Below are 12,310 nucleotides of genomic sequence, written 5' to 3'. Positions count from 1 at the left end.
AGATGATCGTCTATTTCCCCGTCCAAACCGGCTTTCTCTTCTCGCTGAACGCCTTCAGGCCTTCCTTTGCGTCCTCAGTCATGGCCAGCAGCGCGATCTGGCTTTCGGTGTAGGCGATGCTCTCGTCGAACGACATCGAGGCGATGGCGCGCATGGCATATTTGCCGCGGCGGATCGCGGTCGGTGACTTGTCGACGATGCGGCCGATCAGCCAGTCGACCTTGGCATCGAGCTCGGCGGCAGGCACCGCGTAGTTGAGCAAGCCCGCCGCTTGCGCGGCCTTGGCGTCGAACGGCTCGCCGGTGAGCGCCCATTCGTTGACGAGCCGCGGCGGCGCGATGGTCTGCAAAAGGCTCAGCACCTGCATCGGGAACACGCCGACTTTCACCTCCGGCAGGCCGAAGATGACGTGATCGGCCGCGACCGCCATGTCGGTCATGCAGAGCAGCCCCATGCCGCCGGCCATGCAGACGCCGCCGACCCGCGCAATCGCGGGTTTGGTGGCGTTCTGCGACAAGCGCAGCAGATCGGCATAGTCGACATTGGGCTTGGAATGATCCATCGCGAACGCCGCGCCGGAATTCTGCAAATCCGCGCCCGCGCAGAATGCCTTGTCGCCCGCGCCTGTCAGCACGATGACACGAACATCCTTGTCCTCATGCGCCTCGCGATAGCCTTTGCTGATGCCCGCGATGACCTCGCGGTTCAGCGCATTGCGTTTATCCGGACGATTGATGGTGATCCAGAACGCCTGTCCGCGCTTCTCGGTGATGATTGCTGTGGTGTCGGTCATGGCACGCTCGCTTCCGTCGCTTCGTGCCGCCATTTGCGGCAGCTCCGGCGCAAGGTGCAAGCTCAAACTACTGCGCGGCAGCGCTTTAGCGTCTCGACGCAAATTTGCAGGCGAACAAGGCGGAGCGACCCCTCAGGCAACGACCGCTTTCCTGATCCAGACCTTGTTGTCATGGAACGCAGCGCCGCCGATGGGCGCAACGGTTTCGGCGCCCGTCAGCATGTTGATGCCACGGCCGCCGATATGGTTCTTGTTGGGATGAACGGATTCCGCGATCAGCACACCGCGCCGCACGCCGTCGAACAAATTTGCGATCAGCGTGGTCTCGCCGCGGGCATTGCCGAGCGTCACCGCATCGCCATCGGCGATGTCGAGCGCGGCGGCATCCAGCGGATGGATCATCACGCTGGCCTTGCCCTCGCGCGCCTGCGAGGACGGCGTCTCGTTGAAAGTGGTGTTGAGGAAAGAACGCGAGGGGCTGGTCGCAAGCCGGAACGGATGGGCCTGATCGGTTTGCTCGATCACGGCCCAATGATCCGGCAAGGACGGCATCTTGTCGACCTCGCCCATGGTCACGCCGAATGGCGGGTGCGCCCAATCGGCCTCGAAGTGGAATTTGCCGTCGGCATGGGCGAAGCCGTCGAGATAGTGGGACGTGCGGAAATCCGGTTGCAGGTCGCGCCAGATGTCGGCCTCAAGGCCGCTGATGTCGCCGTGGCCACTCAACCTCAAGGTCGCGTCGATCAATTCGCGCGGCGTCATCTCGAAACCCCGATGCCTGGCGCCGAGCCGCGGCGCCAGCGCCTGCAGGACCTCGTGGTTGGAGCGGCATTCGCCGGGCGGATCGATCAGCTTCGGCCCGACCGAGATGTGCTGGTGGCCGCCGCCGTAATAGAGGTCGTCATGCTCCATGAACATCGTCGCCGGCAGCACGATATCGGCCATCTGCGCCGTCTCGGTCATGAACTGCTCGTGCACCGCGACGAACAGATCCTCGCGCGCAAAGCCCTGCCGGACCAGCGCCTGCTCCGGCGCTACCGTCATCGGGTTGGTGTTCTGGATCAGCATCGCCTTGACCGGCCCCTTGCCGCGCAAGGCCTCGGCATCGCCGGTGAGGATACGGCCGATCTTGGACTGGTCGAGCGCGCGGATGCTCGGATCGATGGCATCGTGACCCTCGATGATGGATTCGTTGAAGTGCCACAGCGCGTAATTGTTGAAGAAAGCGCCGCCGCCTTCATACTGCCAGGCGCCGGTCACAGCGGGAATGCAATTGGCCGCGTGCATCTGCGTGGCACCGTTGCGGCTGCGCGTGAAGCCGTAGCCAAAGCGGAAGAAGGTGCGCTTGGTCTCGCCGACCGCTTTGGCAAAGGCCTCGATTTCGGCCACCGGGACGCCTGAGATCGCGGACGCCCATTCCGGCGTGCGCGTCTTCAGATGCGCCTCCAGCTCGGCCGGGCAATCGGTGTATTTGTCCAGATAGGCGCGATCGGCGTAGCCGTCGCGGAACAGGACATGCATGACGCCGCAAGCAAAGGCGCCGTCGGTGCCAGGCCGCAGGATGATCTTGATGTCGGCCTGCTTCATGGTCTCGTTGTCGTAGATGTCGACTGCCGCGATCTTCGCGCCGCGCTCCTTGCGCGCGCGCGAGGCGTGCGTCATCACGTTGACCTGGGTATTGACCGGATTGGTACCCCAGATCACGACGAGATCGGACAGCGCCATCTCGCGCGGATCGACGCCGGCGATCTTGCCGGTGCCGATCGCAAAGCCGATACGCGCGACATTGGCGCAGATGGTCTGATAGAAGCGCGAATATTTCTTCACATGTGTGAGGCGGTTGAGGCCGTCACGCATCACGAGGCCCATTGTGCCGGCATAGTAATAGGGCCAGATCGATTCTGCGCCGAACTCGCGCTCGGCCGCATTGAAGCGGTGCGCGATCTCGTCCAGCGCCTCGTCCCAGGAAATCCGCGCGAACTGCCCGGAGCCCTTCGCACCCGTTCGGCGCAGCGGAAATATCACCCGCTCGGGGTGATGAATGCGCTCGGCGTAGCGAGCGACCTTGGCGCAGACGACGCCGGCCGTATAGGTCTGTTGCTTCGAACCTCGGACACGACCGATGCTGCGGCCCCCGACCACCTCGACATCGAGGGCACAGGCCGAGGGGCAATCATGCGGACAGGTCGAATGGCGGATTTCGATCTTGGCGTGCTGGTTCATGTCCCAGTTCGTAACACCAAAATACCTGTCAGCCGAGGGGCATTTATCCGGCAGCGCCCATGCGATTTGCTCAAGCCGCACCTGGCGCCGGTTCCTGCTGCGACCGCGAAATGCGGACCGGCCACACCGGAAGCCGCCCGGTATTCCCGGCCCAATCGCTTTTGTGAGGCGTCGACAGTCCGTATTCCGTCCCGCTACAGTGCCGATCAACAAGAACGACATCAGGGAGGTGGGCATGATAGCCCGAAGCTTCGCGCTGGCATTGGCGGCCGGCCTGCTGGCCGCGTTCTCCGCGGCCCCCTCCTTCGCGCAGGATTATCCCACCCACGCGGTCCGGATCGTGGTGCCGTTCGGCGCCGGCGGACCGGCCGACGTCGCGGCCCGGCTGATCGGCAATGTGCTCCAGGAGAGCTTTGGCCAGCCCTTCGTGGTCGAGAACCGCACCGGTGCCGGCGGTGTCATCGGCACGATTGAGGCGGCGAAGTCGCCGGCCGACGGCTACACGCTGCTCATGATGTCGAACACCCAGACCGCGAATGAATCGCTGCTGACGGCGGACAAACGCAAATACGAGCTGATGCGCGACCTCACGCCGATCGCGCCGGTGAATTATTCCGATCTCGTCATCGTGGTGAACCCGAGTGTCCCGGCCAAGACCCTGCAGGAGTTCATCGCTCTCGCCAAAGCGCAGCCGGGCAAGTTGAACTATGCCTCTTCCGGTCAGGGCACGCCCTATCACATGGCCGGCGAGCTGTTCAAAGCCATGGCCGGCATCGACGTCGTCCATGTTCCCTATCGCAACAGCGGGGAGGCGCGCAGCGGCGTGATCGGCGGACAGGTCCAGATGATGATCGACGCGGTGCCGGCGATGGCGCCGAACGTTGCCGAGAAACAGGTCCGCGCGCTCGCCACTACGGGCAGACAGCGTTCGACCGTGCTTCCGAACGTACCGACGGCGATCGAGGCCGGAGTGCCCGGCTATGAGGCGACGATCTGGCTGGGTCTGATGGCACCGGCCGGCACACCGAAGCCTGTGATCGACAAGCTCAATGCAGCCATCAACGCAATGGTGAAGCGGCCTGACATCGTCAAGCTCTGGACGGAACAGGGCGCGGTGCCCATGTCGATGACGCCGGAACAGTTCGACAAATTCCTGCGCGGCGACATCGAGAAGTGGGCTGACGTCGTCAAGAAGTTCGACAAATCCTGAGGCCGCAGAGCGATCATGCCGACCATTCAATTCCGCCTCAACGGCGGTGCCATGGCTGTCGATGCCGATCCCGATCAGACGCTGCTCGATGTGCTGCGCGGTCGGCTCGGCGTCACCAGTGCGCATTTCGGCTGCGGCGCTGGTGAGTGCGGCGCCTGTTACGTTATGGTCGGCGACCATGCGATGGCCTCCTGTGACATGCCGTTGTGGTCGGTCGCGGACAAGGACGTCGTGACGTTAGAGGGCCTCGGCACGTCAGAGCAACCGCATATGCTGCAACGCGCCTTCATCGCCGAACAGGCGATGCAGTGCGGCTATTGCGTCGCGGGGATCCTCGTCAGCGCCGCGGCGCTGCTGAAGCGCAATCCGTCACCGACGGAGGCAGAGGTCAGAGCCGCATTGGACCGCAATCTGTGCCGCTGCGGGTCGCATAACCGCATGGTCCGCGCCGTGCTGCGTGCGGCTGCGGAGATGGCGGCGTCATGACGTCCCCTGCCCCGAAACTGCCGGTCAGCCTCGCGGCCAATCCAAAACTGTCGTCATGGGTGCGGTTCACCGATGACGACCGTGTCGCGATCTCGCCCGGCAAGGTCGAGATCGGCCAGGGTATCATCACGGCGCTGGCGCAGATCGCGGCGGACGAGCTCGACGTCGATATCGGCAGGATCGAGATGGTCCGCGCCTCAACGGCGATAAGCCCAAACGAGGGCGTCACCTCGGGCAGCCTGTCGATCCAGCAATCCGGCCGCGCGCTCCGCCATGTCTGCGCCGACGTGCGCCAGCGCTTCCTTTGCGCGGCATCGGAACGTCTGGGCGTCGACATGTCGCAGCTCAATGTCGATGACGGAATGATCTTGGGTCCCGGCAATGTCAGGACCAGCTATTGGGAATTGAGCGGCGAGGTCTCGCTCGACCACGATGCCGCCGCGGACGTGGCTGCGAAGGGCGCCGACAAGCGCAACGTCGCCGGACATTCGGTCCAGCGCGTCGACATTCCCGACAAGGTGTTCGCACGACCGCGCTTCATCCACGACCTTGCGCTGCCAGGACTGGCGCACGGACGCGTGCTGCGGCCGGATATCTCGGGCGCCAAGTTGACCGCACTCGATGAGAAGGCGGCGCGCGCGGTCCCCGGCCTGGTTGCGGTGGTTCGCGACGGCGGTTTTGCCGGCGTGGTCGCCGACACCGAGGCGGCGGCGGACGCAGCCCTCAAGGCTCTGCGCAAGGGCGCGACATGGACGGCCGGCGAGCCGCTGCCCGATCAAGACGATCTGGCGGGCTTCCTGAAGAGCCAGCCGGTCGAGACCACCGTCATCGACACCAGGACGGTGGGGCCAGCCCGCAAGCCCGCCCAAACCCTCCGCCGGCAATATACCCGCCCTTACATCGCACATGCCTCGATCGCGCCGTCCTGCGCTGTGGCACGATGGGACGGCGATCGCATTCATGTCTGGACGCACAGCCAGGGCGTCTACCTGCTCCGCACCGATCTCGCGATCGTGCTCAAGCTGCCGGCGGAGAACATTGTGGTCGAGCACATGGAGGGCGCCGGCTGCTACGGGCACAACGCCGCCGACGACGTCGCGCTCGATGCCGTGTTGCTCGCCAAGTCCGCCGGCGGCCGTCCGGTGCGGGTGCAATGGTCGCGCCATGACGAGATGTCCCATGCGCCCTTTGGCGCGGCCATGGCCATCGAGATCGAGGCCGATCTCGGCGCCGACAACGAGATCGTCGGCTGGCGCCATGCGATCTGGAGCAACGGCCACGCCGCAAGGCCGGGACGCGCGGCGCAGCCGGCGCTGCTTGCGGCGACCGAGATCACAAATCCCTATCCGCGCATGATCTCGACCAACCCGCCGGCGGCCAATGGCGGCGGCGGCGACCGCAACTCCGTTCCGCTCTATGACTTTCCAGCCTGGACGATCACGAGTCACCGGCGGCTGACCATGCCGGTGCGCACCTCGGCGCTGCGGACTCTCGGCGCACAAGGCAACGTGTTCGCCATCGAGTCCCTGCTCGACGAGATCGCAGCCTTGCGCGGTGAGGACCCGATCGCATTCCGCCTGCGCCATCTGCGCGATGAGCGCGCGAAGGACGTGATCCGCGCCGCGGCGCGGCGCGCCGCCTGGAAGCCGCAGAAGCGGCCCGGCATCGGTCGGCTTCGCCCGCTACAAGAACTCCGGCGCCTATTGCGCCGCGATCGCCGAGATCGAGGGCGCCGAGGATATCCGCGTGAAGCGGCTGACGCTTGCAGTCGATGTCGGCGAAGCCATCAATCCGGACGGCGTCATCAATCAGATCGAGGGCGGCGCGATCCAGGCGACGAGCTGGGTGCTGAAGGAGCGTGTCCGCTTCGACCGGACCCGCATCACCTCGACCTCCTGGACGGACTATCCGATCCTGACGTTCAGCGAGGTGCCGGCGGTGGACGTCGAGATCATCCAGCGGCCGGAGATCGAACCGGTCGGCGCCGGCGAAGCTGCTCACGGCCCGGTGACGGCGGCAATCGCAAATGCAGTTTACGATTGTCTCGGCGTGCGCGTACGCGACCTGCCGATCACGCGCGACAAGATCATTGCAGCCATGGAGCGTGCGTCTTGACGACACTGAACATCTTGAGCGGCGGCGCGGCGCAAGGCCTGGTGCGCGGCCTCGCGGAGGCCTTCAAGGCGCAGACCGGATTCGGCATTGACGGTGAATTCGGCGCGGTCGGCATAATGGCCGACAAGCTGCGCGCCGGTACGCCGGCCGATCTCGTGATCCTGACGCAGGCGCTGCTTGCAAAGCTCGCCGAGGAGAAGCTCGTCGCCCCATCCTCGCTCACGGATGTCGGCCGGGTCGAGACCGCCCTGGCGGTCCGCAGTCGCGATCCCAAGCTGACGGTGAAGACCGAGGCTGATCTGCGCGAGGTGCTGCGCGGTGCCGACGCGATCTACGTCCCCGACACCAAGGCCTCGACCGCGGGCCAACACGTCGCAAAAGTGCTGGACCAGCTCGGCATCGCCTATGAAGTCGCCTCGCGCCTCAAGATTTTTCCGAACGGCGCGACTGCGATGCGTGAGCTCGCGGCATCGACGGCGGCACGCCCGATCGGATGCACGCAGGCGACCGAGATCATCGCAACCGACGGCCTCACGTTGTCAGGATCGCTGCCGCCGGGCTACGCGCTCGTGACGATGTATACGGCCGGCGTAACCGTACGAGCCGCACATCCAAAGGAGGCCGCCGCGCTGATCGCACTGCTGACTGGCGCAGATCGGAGAGATCTGCGCCAGCGCATGGGCTTTACCGGCTAGGCGCGAAGCCTATTTATGCAGCTGGGTGAGACCGGTCGGCGGACCGTCGACGGCGGTCCAGCCGCCATCGACGAACAGTGTGCTGCCACTGACATAGCTCGCGGCATCGGACGCGAGATAGGCGACGGCGGTCGCGACCTCGTCGGCACTGCTCCAGCGGTTGAACACGGTGTGGCCGGCATAGAGATTGTAGATGTCGGGCCGCTGCTTGAACGGACCGGTGAGCGCGGTCTCGGCGATGCTGGGCGCGATGGCGTTGACGCGCACGCCGGCATGGCCGACCTCGGAGGCAAAGCCCTTCACCAGAAGGCCGATCGCCGCCTTGGTCGAACCATAGACGCCGAGGCCCGGCTCGATGGTCACCGCCCGTACCGAGGAGCAGGCGATGATGCTGCCGCCCTTCTGCTCGACCATGATGCGACCGAAGGCCTGGAAGAACCAGACGGTGCCCTTGACGTTGAGGCTGAGGACGCGATCGAGATCCTCCTCGGTATAGTCGAGGATGGTCTTGCGGATGTTGAGCCCGGGCGTCGTCACGGCGATGTCGAGCCGCGGAAACTTCTGCATTACGGTCTTGGCGAGCGCATTGACGTCCGCGGCGCTCGCGGCGTCGCAGCTAGCCGCTTCGGCCCAGCCGCCCTTGTCGCGAATGCCGGCAGCGGTCGCCTCGGCAGCGTCAAGCGCGCGATCGGCGCAGACGATTCGGGCGCCGAGCCCGGCCAGCGCTTCGGCAGACGATTTGCCGATGCCGGATGCAGCGCCGAGCACCACGGCCGTCTTGCCGGTGAGATCGAAGAGCTTGCGATAGTCAGTCACGAACGAATTCTCCTGTATTGCTGCTATCCCTTGTAGCCCATCAGCAGGCGGGGCAGCCACAGCGAGAACGCGGGGACGTAGGTCACGAACATCAGAGCTGCGATCAGTGCAGCGTAGAACGGCAGGATGGTGCGCATCACCGCGCCCACCGAAATGCCACCAATGGCGCAGCCCACGAACTGGGTCGTTCCGACCGGCGGGGTGTTCAGCCCAAGGGCGCAGTTGATCAGCATCAGCATGCCGAACTGCACCGGATCCATGCCCGCCTTCATCGCGATCGGCAGGAAGATCGGGGTGCAGATCAGGATGGTCGCTGCCATGTCCATGAACGTGCCGAGGACGAACAGAATGACGTTGATGAGCAGGAAGATCATCCAGGGTTGCGACGACACCTTGCTCATCAGGTCGCCGGCGAAGTCGGCCACTTCATAGAGCCCCATCAGATATTGGAACATGGTGGAGACGCCGATCAGCAGCAGCACCACGCCCGTCGTCTTCACCGCCTTGGCGGCAGCGCGCAGGAAATTCTGCAGGGTCATGGTGCGGTAGATGAAGAACGTCAGTAGGATCGTGTAGGTGACCGCGACGGCCGCGGATTCGGTTGCCGTGAAGACGCCGGACAGGATGCCCGCCAGGATGATGCCGACGATCAGAAGGCCAGGCAGCGCGGCCGCGAACGAACGGAACACCTCGGCCCAGCCCGGGAACTTGCCGGCGGGATAACCGCGCTTGACCGCGACGGCGTAGGCGGCGACCAGCATGCAGACCATCAGCACCAGCGCCGGAAGCAGGCCGGCGGCGATCAGGGCGCCGATCGAGACCTTGCCGCCGGCGGCCAGGGCATAGATGATCATGTTGTGGCTGGTCGGCATCAGCGCTCCAACCAGGGAAGCGTGGGTGGTGACGTTGACGGCGTAGTCGGTGTCGAACCCTTCCTTTTTCATCATCGGGATCATCACCGCGCCCATCGCCGACACGTCGGCCACGGGCGAGCCTGAGACGCCGCCGAACAGTGTGCAGGCGACCACGTTCGACATGCCGAGCCCGCCGCGGATGTGTCCGACGAGATTCTTGGCGAGCTGGACGATCTTGTCGGCGACGCCGCCATGCAGCATCAGCTCACCGCTGAACACGAAGAAGGGAATCGCGAGGAACGAGAAGATGTTCATCCCCGACATCATCTGCTGGAAGATGACGGCGACCGGCAGGCCTTCGTAGAGGATGGTGCAGATCGCCGAGAGGCCGATAGCGAAGGCAACCGGCACGCCGAGGACCAGGAAGCCGAAGAAGGTGGCACCGAGGATGATCAGTTCCATGAGGGGACGACCTCTTCGCCGCGCAAGAGAGCAATGATGTGCTCGATGGAAAAGGAGACGATCAGGATGCCGGAGGCGATCAGTGGCACGTAGCGGATGACCTCGGGAAGGCCGAGATTGGGGATCTTCACGGTGCCTACGGACGCCCCGAGGATCCAGCCGTTATAGGCCATGGCAATGCCGAAGACGGCGACCAGCACATGGATCGCAAGCTCGATCTTTTCTCGCACGGGATCCGGAAGCATCACCAGCAAGCTGTCCATGCCAATGTGCCCTGCATCGCGCACGCCGACCGCGGCGCCGATCAGCGTGACATACAGGATCAGCACCAATGCGAGGTTCTCCGTCCAGGTCGGGCTGGAATTGAGCACGTAACGCCCGAACACCTGGTAGAATACGATGGCGACGATGACCAGCAGTCCGGTCACGGAGAGATACATCCCCGCGCGCGCAACAGGTGCATTGATCCGCGACAGCAAGCCGGTCGACGGGCGTCCGGTGACCGCGTCATGCTCGTGATCTGCGACGTGTGGGTCTGTCATCCCGCGTCTCCCCCGGCGAGGGTCCGGTGTCACCTCACGGCGACGCCGGACCCGCCCTGATGTTCTTACTTCGTGTCCTGGATACGCTTGACGAGGCTCTGCAGCTTCTCGTCGCCGGCAAACTTCTGGTACACCGGCTTCATCGCATCGACGAATTCCTGCTTGTTGGCGATCGTGACGACCTGAACGCCGGCGGCTTCGACGGTCTTGCGGGAGGCCTGCTCACGCTCGTCCCAGAGCTTGCGCATCACCGGCACCGACTCCTTGGCCGCCTTGCGGATCATCGCCTGATCCTCCTTGCTCAGCGTGTCCCAGACCTTCTTCGACATCACGAGGACTTCGGGCGCCAGGGAGTGCTCGGTAACGTTGTAGAACTTGGCGGCCTCGAAGTGACGCGACGACTCGTAGGAGGGCCAGTTGTTCTCGGCAGCGTCCACCAGGCCGGTCTTCAGCGCGGTATAGACCTCGCCATACGGCATCGGCGTCGGGTTGGCGCCGAGGCTCTGGATCATGCCGACCCAGAGATCGGATTGCTGGACGCGGATCTTCAGGCCCTTGAGGTCGGCGAGCGATTTGACCGGCGCCTTGACGGTGTAAATGGACCGGGCGCCGCTGTCGTAATAGGCAAGACCGACCAGGCCCGCAGGCTCCATGGCGGCCAGGATCTCGTCGCCTATCGGCCCATCGAGCACGGTGCGCATGTGCTGCGTGTCGCGGAAGACGAAGGGCAGGCACAGGGCGATGGTCTCGGGCACGAAGTTGTTGAGCGGCGATGCGTTGATCCGCATCATGTCGAGCGCGCCGATCTTGAGCTGCTCGATGGTGTCCTTCTCCGAGCCCAGGGCGCCATTGGGAAACACCTTCACGCCGAGCTTGCCGCCGCTCGCCGTCGCGAGCTGTTTGCCCATGAACTTGACGGCCTCGACGGTCGGATAATCGGCGGGGTGGACGTCGGCGGAACGCAAATCACGCGCGGTCGCCAGGGGCGCTGTGACCGCCAGTGCAACGGCTGTGATGATGCCGGTGAGTGTCTTCATCTGGGCTTCCTCCGGGGTTGATTATGTCGTTGTCGGCAGATGCTGCGAGCCGCCTTGGGTCGCTCCACCTCAGGCGTGAAGTCAAGCGCCAATGTCGTCCGTAGGGCGGGCGGCATTCTCTGTCCAAGCCAAATCCGGCATCGATCGATGCAACAGTTGCATCGATCGATTTCTGGCGCAATTCGCATTATGGCGGGGTAAGGCGGGCAGGCTGACGTCGCCGGCACGTGACTTGACGCCAGCAATCGAGGCACCTCAAGATGACCGACACAGCGGACCATCTCGAAGGAATGCCCATGCCGCGGAAGCTGATCGATATCTCGGTGCCGCTGAGAAACGACGTGACGGCCGATCCGCCGGGCAACCATCCGACCATCCAGTATATCGACCATCAGCAGGGCCTGCCCCGCATGCTGCAATTCTTCGAGGGGCTCAAGGCGAAGGACTTGCCGGACGGACAGGGCTGGGCCGTCGAACAGGTGTCGCTGTCGACCCACAACGGCACGCATCTCGACGCGCCCTGGCATTTCCATCCGACCATGAACCGCGGCGAGCGGTCATGGACGATCGACGAGGTCCCGCTGGAATGGTGCTTTCAGCCCGGCGTGAAGCTCGACTTCCGGCATCTGCCCGACGGCTACGTGGCGAGCGCCGACGACGTCGAGAAGGAATTGAAGCGCATCGGGCACACGCTGTCGCCGCTGGAGATCGTCGTCGTCAACACCAGCGCCGGCGCAAAGTTCGGCAAGGCCGAATACGTGAATTCCGGCTGCGGCATGGGCTATGAAGCCACCATGTATTTGCTCGAACGCGGCGTGCGGCTGACCGGCACCGACGGCTGGAGCTGGGACGCGCCGTTCGTCTACACCGCGAAGAGATATGCCGAAACAAGAGATGCCGGCCTGATCTGGGAGGGCCACAAGGCGGGGCGGCATATCGGCTATTGCCATCTCGAGAAGCTGCACAATCTCGACCAGCTGCCCTCGACCGGGTTCACGGTCTCATGCTTTCCGGTGAAGATCGAACGCGCCTCGGCGGGCTGGACCCGCGCGGTTGCCATCATCGACAGTTAGGCGG

Annotated in this window: 10 protein-coding genes and 1 pseudogene; 5 read left to right on the top strand and 6 right to left on the bottom strand. The window is 64.5% G+C overall.

Going from position 1 to position 12,310, the window contains the following annotated elements:
• Positions 1–10: 10 nt before the first annotated feature.
• Positions 11–793, bottom strand: a complete 783-nt coding sequence (locus XH84_RS06545) for an enoyl-CoA hydratase/isomerase family protein (RefSeq protein ID WP_128918415.1) — start codon at positions 791–793, stop codon at positions 11–13.
• A 132-nt stretch (positions 794–925) separates the two neighbouring features.
• On the bottom strand, positions 926–3,016 hold the full coding sequence (locus tag XH84_RS06540) for a molybdopterin oxidoreductase family protein (protein WP_128918416.1): 2,091 nt from the start codon (positions 3,014–3,016) through the stop codon (positions 926–928).
• Between the two features lie 235 nt (positions 3,017–3,251).
• Here XH84_RS06540 and XH84_RS06535 point away from each other — a divergent pair, with 235 nt between their 5' ends.
• The 4 genes and pseudogenes from XH84_RS06535 (at position 3,252) to XH84_RS06520 (ending at position 7,522) form a co-directional block, all read left to right on the top strand.
• Complete coding sequence (locus tag XH84_RS06535; RefSeq protein ID WP_164936116.1) at positions 3,252–4,226, top strand: tripartite tricarboxylate transporter substrate binding protein; 975 nt, start codon at positions 3,252–3,254, stop codon at positions 4,224–4,226.
• Between the two features lie 15 nt (positions 4,227–4,241).
• Entirely contained in the window at positions 4,242–4,712 is a 471-nt protein-coding gene (locus tag XH84_RS06530; protein ID WP_128918418.1) for a (2Fe-2S)-binding protein, read from the top strand.
• A pseudogene (locus XH84_RS06525) lies at positions 4,709–6,827 on the top strand (xanthine dehydrogenase family protein molybdopterin-binding subunit). Before XH84_RS06530 ends, XH84_RS06525 begins: the two are co-directional and overlap by 4 nt.
• Positions 6,752–7,522 (top strand): molybdate ABC transporter substrate-binding protein, encoded by a 771-nt coding sequence (locus tag XH84_RS06520; RefSeq protein ID WP_283811928.1) that lies wholly within the window; start codon positions 6,752–6,754, stop codon positions 7,520–7,522. The pseudogene XH84_RS06525 and the gene XH84_RS06520 overlap by 76 nt, the downstream one beginning before the upstream one ends.
• Positions 7,523–7,531: 9 nt before the next feature.
• Here XH84_RS06520 and XH84_RS06515 read toward each other — a convergent pair whose 3' ends face one another.
• The 4 genes from XH84_RS06515 to XH84_RS06500 form a co-directional block, all read right to left on the bottom strand.
• Positions 7,532–8,338, bottom strand: a complete 807-nt coding sequence (locus XH84_RS06515) for an SDR family NAD(P)-dependent oxidoreductase (protein ID WP_128918420.1) — start codon at positions 8,336–8,338, stop codon at positions 7,532–7,534.
• A gap of 23 nt (positions 8,339–8,361) precedes the next feature.
• A complete protein-coding gene (locus XH84_RS06510; RefSeq protein WP_128918421.1) occupies positions 8,362–9,654 on the bottom strand; it encodes a TRAP transporter large permease in 1,293 nt (430 codons plus the stop codon).
• Positions 9,645–10,196 carry a TRAP transporter small permease gene (locus tag XH84_RS06505; protein ID WP_128918422.1) on the bottom strand — a complete coding sequence of 184 codons (552 nt, stop codon included), beginning with the start codon at positions 10,194–10,196 and terminating at the stop codon, positions 9,645–9,647. Before XH84_RS06505 ends, XH84_RS06510 begins: the two co-directional genes overlap by 10 nt.
• Before the next feature lie 65 nt (positions 10,197–10,261).
• A complete protein-coding gene (locus XH84_RS06500; protein WP_128918423.1) occupies positions 10,262–11,233 on the bottom strand; it encodes a TRAP transporter substrate-binding protein in 972 nt (323 codons plus the stop codon).
• Between the two features lie 296 nt (positions 11,234–11,529).
• On the opposite strand from XH84_RS06500, the gene XH84_RS06495 reads away from it, so the two are divergent.
• Positions 11,530–12,306 (top strand): cyclase family protein, encoded by a 777-nt coding sequence (locus tag XH84_RS06495; RefSeq protein ID WP_128918450.1) that lies wholly within the window; start codon positions 11,530–11,532, stop codon positions 12,304–12,306.
• Positions 12,307–12,310 lie beyond the last annotated feature (4 nt).

The organism is Bradyrhizobium nanningense (assembly GCF_004114535.1).
Lineage (GTDB): Bacteria > Pseudomonadota > Alphaproteobacteria > Rhizobiales > Xanthobacteraceae > Bradyrhizobium > Bradyrhizobium nanningense.
This window is presented reverse-complemented; position numbering and strand designations above follow the sequence as displayed.